The organism is Citricoccus sp. K5 (genome assembly GCF_902506195.1).
GTDB lineage: Bacteria > Actinomycetota > Actinomycetes > Actinomycetales > Micrococcaceae > Citricoccus.
This window is the reverse complement of the sequence record NZ_LR732817.1, coordinates 561,464-576,568: the sequence shown is the minus strand read 5'-3', so window position 1 is coordinate 576,568 and position 15,105 is coordinate 561,464. Positions and strand designations below refer to the sequence as shown.

Annotated in this window: 10 protein-coding genes and 1 tRNA gene; 4 read left to right on the top strand and 7 right to left on the bottom strand. The window is 70.2% G+C overall.

The window, feature by feature from the left end; all coding sequences use genetic code 11:
* The 7 genes from BOSE125_RS02520 to BOSE125_RS02490 all read right to left on the bottom strand — a co-directional run bounded on the left by BOSE125_RS02520 (position 1) and on the right by BOSE125_RS02490 (position 11,034).
* Positions 1–1,164 (bottom strand): DegT/DnrJ/EryC1/StrS aminotransferase family protein, encoded by a 1,164-nt coding sequence (locus BOSE125_RS02520; RefSeq protein ID WP_159554589.1) that lies wholly within the window; start codon positions 1,162–1,164, stop codon positions 1–3.
* Positions 1,165–1,181: 17 nt separating this feature from the next.
* Positions 1,182–2,234 carry a dTDP-glucose 4,6-dehydratase gene (locus BOSE125_RS02515; RefSeq protein ID WP_159549510.1) on the bottom strand — a complete coding sequence of 351 codons (1,053 nt, stop codon included), beginning with the start codon at positions 2,232–2,234 and terminating at the stop codon, positions 1,182–1,184.
* On the bottom strand, positions 2,231–3,349 hold the full coding sequence (locus tag BOSE125_RS02510) for a Gfo/Idh/MocA family protein (RefSeq protein ID WP_159549507.1): 1,119 nt from the start codon (positions 3,347–3,349) through the stop codon (positions 2,231–2,233). Before BOSE125_RS02510 ends, BOSE125_RS02515 begins: the two co-directional genes overlap by 4 nt.
* Positions 3,349–4,977: a sugar transferase gene (locus BOSE125_RS02505; protein ID WP_159549504.1), complete on the bottom strand. Its 1,629-nt coding sequence runs from the start codon at positions 4,975–4,977 to the stop codon at positions 3,349–3,351. The genes BOSE125_RS02510 and BOSE125_RS02505 overlap by 1 nt, the downstream gene beginning before the upstream one ends.
* A 374-nt stretch (positions 4,978–5,351) precedes the next feature.
* The gene (locus BOSE125_RS02500; protein WP_159549501.1) at positions 5,352–8,021 is read right to left on the bottom strand and encodes a LuxR C-terminal-related transcriptional regulator; all 2,670 of its coding nucleotides are present in this window, start codon (positions 8,019–8,021) and stop codon (positions 5,352–5,354) included.
* Complete coding sequence (locus tag BOSE125_RS02495) at positions 8,018–10,729, bottom strand: helix-turn-helix transcriptional regulator (protein ID WP_159549498.1); 2,712 nt, start codon at positions 10,727–10,729, stop codon at positions 8,018–8,020. Before BOSE125_RS02495 ends, BOSE125_RS02500 begins: the two co-directional genes overlap by 4 nt.
* Positions 10,730–10,959: 230 nt before the next feature.
* Positions 10,960–11,034: transfer RNA gene (locus BOSE125_RS02490), tRNA-Gln, on the bottom strand.
* 183 nt (positions 11,035–11,217) lie between these two features.
* Here BOSE125_RS02490 and BOSE125_RS02485 point away from each other — a divergent pair.
* The 4 genes from BOSE125_RS02485 (at position 11,218) to BOSE125_RS02470 (ending at position 14,940) form a co-directional block, all read left to right on the top strand.
* Positions 11,218–11,781 (top strand): UGSC family (seleno)protein, encoded by a 564-nt coding sequence (locus tag BOSE125_RS02485; RefSeq protein WP_159549495.1) that lies wholly within the window; start codon positions 11,218–11,220, stop codon positions 11,779–11,781.
* Positions 11,778–12,851: a hypothetical protein gene (locus tag BOSE125_RS02480; protein WP_201301119.1), complete on the top strand. Its 1,074-nt coding sequence runs from the start codon at positions 11,778–11,780 to the stop codon at positions 12,849–12,851. The genes BOSE125_RS02485 and BOSE125_RS02480 overlap by 4 nt, the downstream gene beginning before the upstream one ends.
* 58 nt (positions 12,852–12,909) lie before the next feature.
* Positions 12,910–13,806 carry an SDR family NAD(P)-dependent oxidoreductase gene (locus BOSE125_RS02475; protein WP_159549492.1) on the top strand — a complete coding sequence of 299 codons (897 nt, stop codon included), beginning with the start codon at positions 12,910–12,912 and terminating at the stop codon, positions 13,804–13,806.
* Between the two features lie 273 nt (positions 13,807–14,079).
* Complete coding sequence (locus BOSE125_RS02470; protein ID WP_159549489.1) at positions 14,080–14,940, top strand: IclR family transcriptional regulator; 861 nt, start codon at positions 14,080–14,082, stop codon at positions 14,938–14,940.
* Positions 14,941–15,105: the final 165 nt, after the last annotated feature.

Below are 15,105 nucleotides of genomic sequence, written 5' to 3'. Positions count from 1 at the left end.
CTATCGGCTCCCCGTGCTGGTGGAGCGGTGGCGGGTGTTGCGCGGTGATTCCGCAGCGGCCCTGAGGCTCGAGGTCACGCGGCGGTGCTCGTCATCGGTCATGGAGTGGAACACCGGCAGGATCAGCGTGTTGTCCGCGAGCCTCTCGGTCATGGGCAGGGGGCTGACCAGGCCCGAGTGTCCGGCATAGGCGCCCTGGCGGTGGGCCGCCATGATCCCCCTCCGGGCGGAGATCCCGTCCGCCGCCAGCCACTCGAGCAGTTCCTCGCGATTCAGCGGGAAGTCGGGCAGGACCTCGATCCAGAAGGACTGGAAATTGGAGGTGCCGTACTCCGGGTCCGTGACGTAGCGCAGCCCGGCCAGGGTGGACAGCACGGCCCGGTAGTCCTCTGCCAGGGCACGGCGCCGGCGGACCATCTCCGGGAGCTTGCCCAGCTGGACCAGGCCCATGGCCGCCTGCAGGTCCGTCATCCGGAAGTTGAACCCCACTTCGGGGTAGCCCTCCTGGACGGGCAGCACGGAGGTGTGCCGCTCGGCCGCGGACACGTCCATGGAGTGCTCCCGCAGCCGCCGGGCGCGGGCGGCCCACTCGGGGTTGTCCGTGGTGAGCATGCCACCCTCACCGGTGGTGAGCAGCTTGCGCGGATGGAAGGACCACGCGGTCACATCGGCTCCCACACCCACCGGGTATCCGCGGTAGGTGGAGCCCGCGCCGCAGGCGGCGTCCTCGACCAGGGCCAGGGAATGCCGGTCGCACAGGGTCCGGATCGGGTCCAGGTCCACGGGGACGCCGCCCTGGTCCACGGCGATCACCGCCGTGGTCCGGGGGGTCAGCACGGCGTCCAGGGTCTCGGCGGTCACGTTGCCGGTCAGCAGGTCCACGTCCGCGAACACCGGACGGGCTCCCACATAGGTCACCGCGTTGGCCGTGGCGATGAAGGAGAAGGAGGGGACGATGACATCGTCGCCGGGCTGCACCCCCGCCACGAGCAGGGCCAGGTGCAGGGCGGTGGTGCAGGAGGAGGTGGCCACGCCGTGGGACACCCCGTGGGCCGTACTGAAGGCCCGTTCGAACTCGACGGTCCGGGGCCCCTGGGCGACCCAGCCCGAGGCGATGACCCGGGAGACGGCTTCGGTCTCCTCCGGGCCCAGCCAGGGCTTCATGACATCAATCCGGTTGCTCACGTCGGCACCGACTCCCCGGACCAGTTCATCGCTGAGACCTGGTCCAGCAGTTCGTCCGGACTCTTGCCGCAGGTGCGGAACCACTCGACCAGGTCGCTGATGCCAGCCGTGAAGTCCTGGGTGGGGCGCCACCCGGTCAACTCGGTCATTCGTCGGTTGTCCACGATGAGCCGCCGAACATCACCAGGGCGATCCGGCAACACCTCGGGCACGAGGTCGGAGCGTCCCACCGCCTCCGAGATGAGCTCGCACAGGGATCGCATGCTGACCTCCTGCCCCGTGCCGAGGTTGACAGTCTCGCCCACCGCCCTTCCGCACTCGGCCAGGGCCATCAGTCCAGCTGCGGTATCGAGGACATGCATGAAATCCCGGGTCTGCTCCCCGTTGCCGAACAGCACCGGAGCTGTTCCTCCCAGGAGCCGGACGATCGTGCGTGGGATGATCTCGCCACTGTCACCCTCGTGGTGGCTCCGTGGCCCATAGGTGTTGAAGGGGCGGGCCACAATGGTCGGCACGCCGTATGTCCGGTACATGGCCCGGGAATTCGCCTCACCGGCGAGTTTGCCTGCCCCGTAGACGGTTTCCGGCCAGGTCGGATGGCGCTCATCCATGGGCGCGTACTGGGCTGTGCCGAAAACCTCACTGCTGCTGACGTGAACGAGGAGTCGAACCCCGGCGTCGCGGGCCGCCAAGCCGACCGTCAGGGACCCCTCGGCATTGACTGCATGGTTCTCCTCAGGGGAATGGAGACTGTGCCGGACGCCCAGGCAGGCAAGGTGGAAGATGACGTCGGCACCAGTACAGACGGCTTCCATCGCCTCTCTGTCCCGGACATCGGCAACCTGCAGCGCGAATCTGTCATCGCCATGCCAGTGCTGCACGTTGTCCTTGGACCCGTTGGCGAGATTGTCGACCACCGTGACGGCGGCCGGACTCCGGTCTCTCAGAAGCGCATCCACGAGGTGGCTTCCGATGAAGCCGGCTCCGCCGGTGACGACAATCCGGGCACCGTCAAGGATGCTCCTGTCAGTGGATTGGACAGTTTTCACAGTGCAGACTCCATCGTTGTGTTCTTGGCGGCATCAGAGGAGATGCCCCCGCCCAGCAGGGCCTTCGCCCCGCCGGCGGCCAGGGAGGCGCTGGCGGCCTCCAGTACGGAGAGCACCCGCAGCGCGGAACTGCCGTCAGTGGGCGCCGGCTGGTCCTTGCGGATGGCCTCGGCGAAGGAGGTGACCATCAGGCCCAGGGGCTCGAACTCGGACAGCGCCGGGGACCAGGTGTCCCCCAGGCGGTAGGAGATGGCGGCGCCCTTGCGGGAGGCCGTGTCCCCGAAGACCTGCTCCTGGCGGCCCAGGTCCACGCCCCGGTCGAAGACGCTCAGCCGCTGCTGCGGGTTCAGGTCGTCCCAGACCAGGGTCTTCTTGCTGCCGCCGATCACCATCTGCCGGATCTTGGTCGGGGACAGCCAATTGACGTGGACGTGGGCCAGGGCGCCGTTGGCCAGCGGCAGGGACAGGTAGCCCACGCAGGACTTCCCGGAGCGCAGCGGGTCAGCCCCCTGGGCGGAGACGGACACCGGTTCCAGGCCGCCCGGGAGGATGAAGTCCAGGATGGAGAGGTCATGCGGGGCCAGGTCCCAGAAGACGTCCACGTCCGGCTGGACCAGGCCCAGGTTGATGCGGACCGAGTCCACGTAGAGGATCTCACCCAGCTCGCCGGAGGCGATGAGCTCACGGATCTTGAGCACGGCCGGGGTGTAGCAGTAGGTGTGGTCGGCCATCAGGACGGTTCCGGCGGCACGGGCGGCCTCCACCATCTCGCGGCCACGCTCGGTGGTGTCCGCCAGGGGCTTCTCCACCACCACGTGCTTGCCGGCCGCGATCGCCTGCATGGCGATGCCGAAGTGGGTGCGGGCCGGCGTCGCGATGGCCACGGCGTCCACCTCGTGCTCGGCGAACAGCTCGTCCACGGAGGTGACCACGGCCGGCTCGCCGGTCTTCCGGGCCAGCTCCTCGGCCCGCTCGCGGTCCATGTCACAGATGGCGACGAGCTCCCAGTCGGAGCTCATGGCGAAGTTCCGGGCCAGGTTGGGGCCCCAGTAGCCGGCGCCGATGACGGCGACGCGGAGGGCGGGGTTGACGGTGGAATCGGCGGCGATACTCATCAGTACGCTCCTTCGGGTTGGATCATGACCTTGAAGGTGCGCCACATGATCTGTAGATCGCCCGTGACGGACCAGTTCTCGACGTAGTAGAGATCGAGGCGGACGCTTTCGTCCCACCCCAGGTTTGAGCGGCCGCTGATCTGCCACAGACCGGTGAGTCCGGGCTTGATGAACAGCCGGCGGCCCTCGTGGCCGGCATACGCAGCCACCTCGTCCGGCAGCGGGGGCCGGGGGCCGACGAGTGACATGTCCCCCTTGAGCACATTCCAGAACTGCGGCAGCTCGTCCAGCGAATGGTGCCGGAGCCGGGTGCCGATCCGGGTGACCCGGGGGTCGTCCTTCAGCTTGAACAGCGGTCCCGCTCCCTCATTGGCGAGGGCGAGCGCGGCCTTCTGCTGCTCGGCGTCCGCCCTCATGGTGCGGAACTTGTACATCCGGAACGGCAGCCCGCGGCGTCCGGTGCGGGTCTGGGCGAAGAGCACCCCTCCGGGAGAGTCCCGGTGGATCATCAACGCCAGGGTCCCGAGGAGGGGCAGCATCAGCAGCAACGCCACGGCGGAGACGGCGATGTCCATGGTGCGCTTGACCAGATGGCGCCCGCCGTCGAAGGTGGGCTGCTCCACGTGCATCAGCGGCAGCCCCTCCACGGGGCGGACGCTGATCCGTGGGCCGGCCACGTTGGTCAGTGAGGACACCAGGATCAGCTCGGCCCGGGATTCCTCCAGGGACCAGCCGAGATCACGGATGGCCTGGTTCCCGCCGGTCAGCGCCCCGGCCACAATCACGGCGTCGGCGTGCAGGCGTGCCACGGCGGAGGTGACGTGGTGGACGCCGAGGAAGCTGGGGGCGTGACGGGAGGCGAGGGAGGTCTCCTCCTCGTCCTCGGACGTGGCCTCCCCGTCCAGGACCACTCCGACCACCCGGTAGGCGCCACCGGACTTCCGCTCGATCTGGCGCAGCACGTACTGCACGTCGGCCGGTTGGCCGACCACCACGACGTCGGACAGAGCGCAGCCCTGGATGCGCCGCCGGTGCAGCCACACACGCCAGAGCCACCGCCCCGCCAGCAGTCCGGTCAGCCCGGCCGGGAAGGCGATGAGCAGGAAGTACCGACCACCTGTTCCGCCCACCAGCAGGGCCAGGATCGCGTAGAGGCCGGCGGTCGCCGCAGTGGCGTCGAGGACCCGCTTGTACTCGGTCGCCCCCACGGCCATGCTGCGTGCCGAGCGTGTCCGGAACAGTTGCAGCATGCCCACCCACAGCAGTGCCACGACGCCGGCCACCACCACGGCGGGCCGGTCAGGGTCGGTGAAGGCCAGTGTGGAGACATGTCCGCCCACAGCCGTGGCCAGGACGACCAGGACCACGTCGGTCACGAGGACGCTGCGCCGGTAGCGGTCCCGCCAGTAGGTGGCCGGTACGGTGCCGGTCAGCTGGAGCGTGGCCGGCCCCTCCACGGTGCCGCCGGGGGCGGCGATGCGGTGCCGGCCGGCGGGCCCGATTCCCCAGAGAGTGCGGAGGGGGCGGATGGCGCGGACGGCGTTGCGCAGGGATGAGCGTCGGGACCGGGACGCCATGCCCGTGGCGGGGTGGTGCGGTGTGATCAAGCGTTCGGTGGCGTGGGACATGGTCACTTCCCAAGCCCATGCCGGCGCGCGGCGGCAACGGAGTACTGCATCGGATCTCCCACCGGGGGTTGGTGCGGGAGCCACCCATGAGCGTGGCGACGGACGGTGACCGTTCAGGCGGGCCGGGGGGATGGCCTGCCGTTCGGACACCTTGAGCGTAGGTTCGGAAGCCCCTGTCCACACCCGTAGCGGCCTACTCGATTCGCTTCCGCGGACCGCGTGCGGTACACCTGCCCGCTCCCTACGGGTACCCGGCCCCCACGTGGAATGACGCCGTCCACACTGGTCCGGCCGCAAACGAGAGAGGCACCCTCCCCTCAGGTGGGGGCGGGTGCCTCAGGTGGTCCGGGATCCGGACGCGCTCGTGCTGCGATTCAGAACTGGAGGTCCCGCAGCTCCGATCGGTCGGCGATGCCCAGCTTGGTGAACACCCGGTACAGGTGTCCTTCCACGGTCCGTTGGGAGACGAAGAGCTTCTCTGCCACGGCGGCGTTGCTCAGTCCCTGGGCGGCCAGGTCCACGATCTCCTGTTCGCGTGCGGTCAGCTCGCCTAGAGCCAGGGCCCCGGCGATGTACGGCGGGAAGTCGAGCCCGGACCGCACCTGCAGGTGCTTGAGCCGCCGGAGTGCTTCCCCCCGGCGGCGCAGGTCGCCGGCCCGGTGGTGGAGCAGGATCAGCCGGGACCAGCAGAGGGCCGCCGGCAGGAACGCCCCTGTGGCAGCCGTCTCCTCGGCGGCCTCGGCCAGTCCCCGCGGGTCCCGCGCCAGGGACGGGTCCAGTGCCCGGGCGATGGCCGTTGAACGCGGCCCCTGCGTGACCGTGGCGATGCCGTGCAATTCCTCCAGCAGGGCCTCGTCCAGGTCCACGGGGTCCCGCAGCAGGATGAGGCTGAGCAGGATCTCCTGCCGGATGACAGGGTCCTGCTTCAGCCGCGGGTCATCGAGGACCCGGCGCCACAGCGGTGGTCCCTCGTCCGCGGCATCCGGATTGCGGTCCTCGGCGATGCTGAACAGGGCCAGGGACATCAGCCAGCGGCTCTCCGGGCCGCAGGTCGATCCCGCGGCACGCTCCTCGGCGGTGGGACTGGGCAGGCCCACGGTGACGGCGGCCCGCTGCGGTGCCAGCAGGGCCTCGGCGAGCGGGAGCATCTGGACGGGATCGTGGTGCCGTAGCTCAACAACGGCGTCCTCCAGCCACGCGGAGGCCTGCACCGGCGTCCCGCCGCCGGTCTCGACCAGGTGTTGCAGGATCAGGACGGTGCCGGACCGCTCATGCCACTGGCGTGGTTCCAGGCCCGGCTGACCCTGCTGGCCCTGCAGGACGGCCCTGGCCCGGTCCGTGTATCCGGCGGAGGTGTAGGCGAGCACCAGGTACACCAGCGCGTCCAGCCCGAACCGGGCGGAGAAGACCGGAACGGTGGCCGCCAGCTCGAAGGCCCGCTCCGCGGCCGGGATGGCCGCATCCGGTTGTCCGGCCATGGCGAGGGCATCGGCCTGCATGAGCAGCATGATGGCCCGGGTGAAGTCCGTGGTCTCCGGGTCCTCCACCAGGAGCCGGGCCTGCTCCAGCAGTTCGGGCCGGTGCAGGTGGACGGCGTCATGGATCAGCATGTCCACCAGCGTGGCCAGGGACGGCGGGGTGACGGTGTGCTGCGGCAACCGCTCCCTGAGCTCGGCCATCAGAGCGGGCAGGGCGGCCCAGGGGTTGGCCGCCTCCCCGGTCCGCACCCGGTTCAGGGCCATCAGGCTGACAGCCTCCAACCTGAGGTTCGGATCCGTGGTCCGGACCGTCAGTTCCTCCAGTTCCGTGCTGGCCGCCCACGTCCGTCCGCCCACGAGCATGAGCTCGGACACGAGTAGGGCCGCCCGTGGATCCTGTGACTCGGACAGCAGGGGGGCCATGGCGCGGGCGGTGGGCCAGTCCTGGGCCTGCAGGGCGCGGTAGCCGGCGTCCATGATCTCGCTGAGCGGCACGGGCTGTCCGCATTCCAGCGCCCAGAGGACGCTGCGGGCCGTCCGGTGCTCTGCTGCATTGCCGCCCGCCGCATGCCACCTCTTGTACAACTCGTAGCTGCGTCCCGGCGGGATGCGGGTCCGCAGCACCTCGGCATGGATGACCGCGGCCGGGCCCACCGTGTCTGGGGAATCCCCCGAGCGGAGGAAGCCCGCGTCGAGCAGGTCATGGACGTGCTCCCCTGCCACCGTTCGCAGGAGGGACCTCGGAGCCCACCCGGCCAGGGCCACCAGATCGAGTGTCTCGCGTTCGCCGGGCAGCAGGGAACCGTGCATGGCCTCCACCGTGTCGATGAGCCGTCCGTCCGGATCCGGTGCGGCCCGCAGCAGCATCCACGGCGCCGGCCTCCCCGGCAGCGCCGCCCCCTTCGGAGCCCGCACGAGGATCCCCTGGTCATGGGCGGAGGCCAGGTAGGCGTTGATCAGCCGGGGGTTGCCGCCGGTCATCCCGTGGATGGTCCGCACGGCGGCCTCGGTCAGCGGCCCGTCAAGCACCCCCGTGCACTGCCGCCGGACCTGGTTCAGATCAGCGGGTTCCAAGTGGATGGTGCTCAGCACCCCGGTGTCCGCCAGGGCCGCGATGCCCGATTCGCGGCTTAGCGAGCCGGTCCCGATCGTCAGCAGCGTGGCGGCCCGGTTCTGCACGAGCTGCGCCAGCACGAAGGCACTGGCAGCGTCCAGGTGCTGGACGTCCACCACCACGATCACGGGGTCCTGTCCGAACTGCTGCAGGGCGCGCAGCACCTCCACGGGGGTGCTGAGCTCGGGCAGCGCGGCGAGCAGCGGTGTCAGGGCGCCGTACGGCACCTCGCGCAGGTTGGGACTGCATTGGACGGTCTGCACTTCTGCCGTGCGTCCGCTGATCTCCAGTGCGGTCTGGACGAGGGAGGACTTGCCCATGCCAGGTCCGCCGAGGATCACGGCACCGGCGAAGCGGTCGCCCTGCAGGATGTCCACCAGGATCTCGACTTCCGGCGTCCTGCGCGGCAGGGTCCGCGGAGGGACCCGCCGCCCCCGGGCGGCTGCCGTCATGATGCGTTCCGCTGCGGGGCGTGCGCCGCTGCCAGGCGGGTCAGTTCGGCCCGGCCCTTGAGCTGGAGCTTGGCGTAGATCTGATACAGGTGTCCTTCCACCGTCCGGATGGAGATACCGCTGATCCGCGCGATCATGGCATTGCTCTTGCCCGCCACCACTAGCCGCGAGATCTCCTTCTCCCGGCGGGTCAGGTCAACCATCCAGTCCGGCTCTCCCTCCGGGTCCTCGGTCTCCGCGCCGCCCCTGCGCCCCGCGGCGGCCGCGGTCTCAGCCAGCCGCCGCAATTGGGCCTGCGGCAGGTCCTTCAGCAGGGGCGAGTTGATTCGTTCGACGTGCGCCGCGAGACCGGCCGCCGCCAGCTGCTCCAGGGACCGGTACAGCAGGTCCTGATCGCCCTCGAGCACCGAGCGGGCCATCAGCAGACTCGGTCCTGAGGTCAGCGTCTGGGTACTGGCAGCCGTCTCGGCGAGCCGCGGTGCCAGCCAGGTCTCACCGAACTGGAAGGCACTGGCCACCGCATAGAATTCCACGGCGTAGAGTCCGTCCGCGGCGGCCCGGTCCGCGAGTGCCAGGATCCTCGCTGTCCGCGCCCGGGTGGAGTGGATCTCACCCGTGGACCAGGCCAGGAACAGTTCGGCCAACCAACCGAGCCGTCCCAAGGATGAGGCCGCCGCTACTCGAGGATGGCCCTCCGCCCGGGCGTCCAACAGTCGCGAGGCGTCCGCACCGGACGGGTCGTTCCGGTCCGTGGCGCAGTAGGCCTGGATGGCCAGCGCCAACTGGAGGTCCTGGGGTCGGCCGGCCACCTCCAGTTGGGCTGCCGCGTGTGAGGCCCCTAGTGCGGCTCGCTCACGGAAACCCGTCATGGCGTCCAGGGCGGCGATGACGAGGTCGGCATACAACACCGCATGGGGGTTTCCATGCCTGCCGGCCAGGATGGCCTCGGCCAGTTCCCGGCACCTCTGAGTTTGGCCGCAGGTCAGCAGGACGGTCAGCATGGAGTCCGCCACCACTGCCCGCTCGTAGGGGCTGAGCACGTCATTGATGATCCCGAGGGTCCGGAATCCGGTGAGTTCCCGGTCCACCGAGACCACGAGGTCGAGGGCACCGGCCTGGTCGTCTGCCATGGCCAGCGCTTCGGCACGCACGGACCTGGCGCGGAAGTGAACGGCCTCGCCCGTGAAGAAGGCGCCGCCGGCGTCGAGCAGCTCCGGACGGTGGTCGGCGGAGATCGACTCCAAGCGGGACAAGGCCTTACGGAGGTCTCCGCGGGCTACGGACAGTGCCGCGGCCTGGACACCGAGCACGGCGGAGGAATGTTCCGGGGATCGGCGGATCACGGCTTCGGCGCCGTCCAGGTCTCCCACCACGGCCCGTGCCTGTGACTCTGCCCAGGCCAGGTGGATCCTGCCGGACGCCAGGGAGGCCCGCTGCTGGCCGCCCGAGGCTCGGCCGACCTCGGCGAAGAGGGAGATGGCTCCCTCGGCGTCGCCGATGGCCACCAGATCCTGGGCCGCTCGGAGCACACTGAGGTACCCGGGGTCGAGGGCCTCGAGCGTGCTGGCCAGTTCGCGGTGACGGTCCGGTTCGATGGCGGCCAGGATCTCTGCCGCCTGGACGGACGTGACCAGGGCCAGCCGACCGCTGTGGTCGTTCCTGATCTCGAGCACCCGGTCGTCCTCGAGGTCGTCCAGTTCGGCGGCGAAGCCCGTGTGGATGAGGTCAGCGACGCGCATGGGCCCGCAGATCGCGAGCATTTCCAGCAGGGCTCGGTGGCGCACCGGCAGGTCACGCAGCACCGCGGTCGAGGCCCCTCCCGACGTGGAGCGGGGCAGCGGTCCCGGGGCGAGGACCCAACTGGAGTCGATACGCCGCAGCTTCCCGGAGACCACGCAGTCGCGGGCCAGCTGCCGCAAGCGATGGACGGACCCCGAACTGTGCTGCCACAGCACGGTCGAGGCGAAGCGGGACACGGTTCCCCCGAGCACCTCTTCGAGCAGACCGTGACTGGCCGTGGGAGTCAGCGGCCAGACGGTGATCCCGGTCAGGGTCCCCAAGCGGCGCAGGGCCGCCAGGTCGACGGGGACCTCCGTCGGCCGGTCGCAGTGCACCACCAGGGTGATGCGGTTGATCTGGGACAGCTGGGCCAGGACGGTGATGGTGTCCGGGTCGATCTGATCCGCTTGGGACACGATCACGATGGCCGGCTGACCTCCGGGCGATCCCAGATAGTCCGCCAGGGCGCGGACCATGCCGTGGATGTTGGCCGGGGGCGCCTCGTTCAGCCCCGAGAGCAGGATGGCCAGGGCTCCGTACGGGGTGGTCGCCGCGAAGGAGCTGCCATGGAGCCGGAAGACCGAGCGGTCCGGGCTGACCTCTGAAAGCGCTGATTCGATGGTCTCGCGGCGATCACCGAGTTCGCCGGTCACGATCGCCCCACCGGCACCGTGGCCGGTCAGGATCCTGCCGAGGGCCCGGGTCGCCTCGTCCGGGGATTCCATCCAGCGGCCATCTGCCCCCGGGTCAAGCCAGGAGAGGTCGAGCGGTGCCAGGTCGGCGATGGCCACGGCAACGGACGCCGGCCGTCCGGTGAGGTGGATGCCCGGTGTGGGGCCGGGACGTCGGGGCTGGTCCTGCTCGTCTGAGGGGGATTCGGTGACGAGCCGTTCGGGCGCGATGGATGGGGACGTTGGAGACGGTTGCATGTTGTGAGCTTCCGGTTCAGTACTGTCCATCCGGAGGGGGATCCGGACGGACCGCCGGGTGAACGGCGGTCAAGGGGCGGGGATGCCTCTAGCCACCACATACTATGGAGCGCCGGTGTGGAGCGGAAGGTTCGTCCACGGGAATGGGGTGTGCCGGGGTGAATTCAACCCTCAGACTTAACCCTTGACATCGGGCCGGGACGATGCATCGGCCAGTTCTCCCTGACGCGTGGTTCCGCCCATAGGATTCGAACCTATACTGCACAGCTCCAAAGGCTGGCGTGCTGCCGTTACACCAGGGCGGAAGGGTCGGCGTCGAACGGTCGTCGCGGACCGGCAACCCATTCTTCCACAGAGTCCGGACCTGCGCAGACGTCGGTGGCACACGTAGGTCTTCCATCGCTTGGAATCCACCCCGATGAGAGCCTCCACCCCGGTCATAGTTGCCGGACGAGACTGCGGCAGCTGCCGCGAGGATGGAGGAAGCCATGACGGCCGGGATCCTTGACCCCACCATCAGCAGTATGAGCAGCAGAGGCCGTCCCAGCGGACCGGTCGCCACCATCCAGGCGGCCGCGGCGCCCCCGGTGGAGACCCTCCGGGGCAAACGCGTGGGCCTGCTGGAGAACACGAAACGCAATGCCGCTGCCCTCCTGGATGCCCTGGGCACCGTGCTGACGGAGACGGACCACGTCGACCTGGTCCGGATGACGAAGCAGGACTTCGCCATGCCCCTGGCCGAGGACGTGGTGGACGGCCTCATCCGTGACTGCGACGTGGTGGTGATCGGCGTCGGTGACTGCGGGTCCTGCAGCGCCGCCGCTGTCGCTGACGGCATCGCGTTGGAGCAGCGGGGGGTGCCCGTGGCGGTCCTGTGCACGGAGGCCTTCGAGGTCACGTCACGTGCCATGGCCGGGCTCAAGGGGCGGCCGGACTTCCCGGTGCTCCTCATGCCGCATCCGATCGCCAATCTGACCGCCGCGGACCTCGCCGAACGCGGCCAGACGCTGGCGCCCCGCGTTCGCGACCACTTCCTCGGTGCGGCCGCATGAGCTCCGGCCAGGCGGGCCACCCGGCCCTCACCCGCACCACAGTCCCGGAGTCCGAGCTGGATCCCGCCGCCTCCCGCGCCATGGCCGAGTACCTGTTCGACCGCGGCTGGTCGGACGGCCTTCCCGTGCTGCCGGCCACGCAGGACGTGGTCGAGGAGTTCCTGCTCCACACCGACCGGGACCCGGACGAAGTCCTGGCCGGTCTGCCCCAGCTGGACCGCCATGCCACCGTCCGGGACATCGCCCTGCACTCCGCCATGGCCGGGTGCCGTCCGGAGTACCTGCCCGTCGTGCTGACCGCCTGGGAGGCGCTGTCCCATGAACGGGCCGCCCGGGGTGGCGGCTGGCAGTCCACCAGCGGACCGGCACCCCTGGTGATCGTCAACGGCCCGATCCGCCACCGCCTGGGCGTCAACTCCACCGGTGGAGTTTTCGGTCCGGGGTTCCGGGCGAACATGACCATCCCGCGCGCCCTGGGCCTGACCGTGCGCAACGGCTTCGGCGTGGTGCCGCAGCAACTGGAACAGGCGACCCAGGGGGTCCCCGGCCGTTGGTTCCACTGCGTGGGTGAGGATGAGGAGTCCAGCCCCTGGGCCCCGCACAGCGCCGAGACCGGGGTGCCGGCAGGGCAGGATGCCGTCAGCGTGGTCCTGTCCCGGACCAGCGAGTTCATCGACAACCGGTCCTTCCGCAGCGCCGGGGAGCTCCTGCGGGACTTCGCGGACACCCTGCAGAGGATGGGTCCGTGGATCTTCCGCAGCAGTTCAGCCGTCCTCGTCCTGAACCCGGCGCATGCCCGTGCCCTCGACGACGAGGGCCTGTCGAAGCAGGACGTCCGCCAGTGGCTCGTCGAGAACTCCGGGCACACCGAGGCCGATCTGGCCGCCACGGGCAAGGGCCTGAGTGACCGCTCCTTCGGCCCCTTCGCCCCGGACCATGTCCACCCGGCCATCACCGACGCCACGCCGGCCTCCCTGCCGATCGTGGTGGCCGGCTCTCCCAACGCGGCGATCTCCATGGTGGTCCGGGTGTTCAGCACCTGGTCAGGACAGTCCTTCCGGGTGCACTGAACCACAGACCTCACAGATCCCGCACACCCACTCACACCGAACCCAGGAGCACCCCGCCGTGACCACCACCGCTTCCAGCGCCAGCACCAGCCCGGGCACCAGCACCGGTACTCAAACCCACCCCTGGTCCGCAGCCGTCCAGGATGAGATCGCCCAGGCCGAACAGACCCCCTGGCTCACCGGCAAGACCGCCGTCGTCGCCGGTGGCGGCCTGAGCGGGCCCGAGGGCGGGGTGGGTTTCGCCATGGCCTGGCTCTTCTCCCGGGCCGGAGCCCGCATCGCGGTGCTGGACCGGGACCAGGAGGCGGCACAGCGGACCGTGGACGCCATCCGGCAGGCCGGAGGCCACGCCAGTCGCTTCGCCGTGGACCTCACCGACGAGGCCGATGTCCTGGCCACCGTGGACCGGGTGCTGGCCGAGTACGGACCCATCGACGTGGTGGGCAACTCGGTGGGCGGCGGCGGCATCACCGGCATCTTCGAGACCTCCCTGGAGGACTACCAGCGGGCCTTCGACGTCAACCTGGGCACCGCCCTGTTGCTGATGCGTGCCGTGCAGCCGCACATGTCATCCGGCGGGGCCATCGTCCACGTGTCCTCCGGAGCGGTGGAGGGCCGCGGCCCCGGCCTGCCCTACACCCTGGCCAAGACCGCCCTCGAGAAGCTCTGCGTGGGCGCGGCCGCCACCCTGGCCCCGCGGGGCATCCGCGTGAACTGCATCCGGGTCGGCATGATCTGGGGCGCCTTCGCCGCCCGCGGCATGACCCAGGAACGCCGCGAGCTGAGGGCTGGCAGCGTGGCTCTGCGCACCGAGGGCAATGTCTGGGACATCGCCTCCGCCGCACATTTCCTCTGCACCCCCGCCGCCAGGTGGGTCACCGGCCAGGTCCTCCCGGTGGACGGTGGCGGGACGGTGGCCCCGAGCGCGGGCCAGGCCGGCTCCACCACCTCCTGACGGTTCGCCACGGCCTGGACCTGCCACCTCGGCACCGGCCCCCGCCAGTCCGCACCGGCCTGCCCCATCCCCTTCCCTCCGGCTTTCGCCCGGCGGAAACCGGCCGGTAGGCACGACGCCGGCTCCTAACCTTGGCCACACCCACCACCGGTGCGTCCCGTGCCCCGCGAGCCCTGCCTCGCGCCCGCCACCGTTCCCACGGCCTCCGGCATCCGCCGATCCGGTCCCGTTGACGGCGCACCACAACCGGGTGGCACCGGAGGACTGACCGAGATGAACCAGAACCCACCCGTGGACATCCAGAGCGTGCGAGACCGGCTCCGCGACACCGCACCCGGACACCCGAAGCGAACGGCTGCCGCCCGCGTCCTGTCCCTGCTGGACGCGTTCGCCGACCGGGGTGAACCGCTGACCCTCTCCGAGATAGCCCGACGTGCCGATCTGAGCCTGACCACCACCCACCGCCTCGCCCACGAGGTGCGGGAATGGGGCGGCCTGGACCTGGATGAGGAGGGACGGTACTGCCTCAGCCGCAAGATCCTGGAATTGGCGAGCGCCTCCACGGAGGACCTGCGCATCCGTGAGCTGGCCCTGCCACACCTCGTGGACCTGCAGCGCCGGACCGGACTCACCGTCAACCTCTCGGTGCGGGAGGGCCATGACGTCATGTACCTCGAGGCCCTGCGGGCCCATCCCAACTACACGGGGCAGAACCGCATGGGCGGGCGGCTCCCTCTCCACGTCACGGCCACCGGGCTGGTCCTGCTGGCCAACTCCGGCCGGCAGGTACAGGACGAGTACCTGGCCACTCCCCTCAAGCGGTACACCCGGTTCACCAAGACCCGGCCTGAGGAGCTGCACGAGACCATGGACGCGGCCCGGCGCGAGGGGATCCTCCGGCTGGATGGCGCTGTGGCTGCCGGGGCCGGCTCCATCGCGGCCCCGGTGCCCGATGCCCTGGGCCGGGTCGATGTGGCCGTGGGCGCCATCTACGCACACCGGAACCCGGAACCCCACGGGCTGCCGGACCTGGTCCTTGCCACCGCCCGCCGCATTGCCCGGGCGCGCTCCGAGCGCCCCGTCCTGGACCCCCGCACCATCGCCTTCAACCGGAGCCAGGCCGGCCTGGGCTGACGACGCCGGCCGAACCCCGCCACCGTCCGGTGCGCCTTCCAACGCATGGAAGGCACCCTGTGGCCCACATCACAGCCCCAGCAGACTGAGGGGAAACCCGGTCCAGACGGTCCCGGTCCAGCTCCCCGGCCTCACCGCCGAGGCCACGGACCCCGGTGCATTCGC

Excerpts from the sequence above, each read along its gene's own strand:
- BOSE125_RS02520 (WP_159554589.1), bottom strand. The coding sequence starts at position 1,164 with ATGAAGCCCTGGCTGGGCCCGGAGGAGACCGAAGCCGTCTCCCGGGTC.
- BOSE125_RS02510 (WP_159549507.1), bottom strand. The coding sequence starts at position 3,349 with ATGAGTATCGCCGCCGATTCCACCGTCAACCCCGCCCTCCGCGTCGCC.
- BOSE125_RS02505 (WP_159549504.1), bottom strand. The coding sequence starts at position 4,977 with ATGTCCCACGCCACCGAACGCTTGATCACACCGCACCACCCCGCCACG.
- BOSE125_RS02500 (WP_159549501.1), bottom strand. The coding sequence starts at position 8,021 with ATGACGGCAGCCGCCCGGGGGCGGCGGGTCCCTCCGCGGACCCTGCCG.
- BOSE125_RS02495 (WP_159549498.1), bottom strand. The coding sequence starts at position 10,729 with ATGCAACCGTCTCCAACGTCCCCATCCATCGCGCCCGAACGGCTCGTC.
- BOSE125_RS02485 (WP_159549495.1), top strand. The coding sequence starts at position 11,218 with ATGACGGCCGGGATCCTTGACCCCACCATCAGCAGTATGAGCAGCAGA.
- BOSE125_RS02480 (WP_201301119.1), top strand. The coding sequence starts at position 11,778 with ATGAGCTCCGGCCAGGCGGGCCACCCGGCCCTCACCCGCACCACAGTC.
- BOSE125_RS02470 (WP_159549489.1), top strand. The coding sequence starts at position 14,080 with ATGAACCAGAACCCACCCGTGGACATCCAGAGCGTGCGAGACCGGCTC.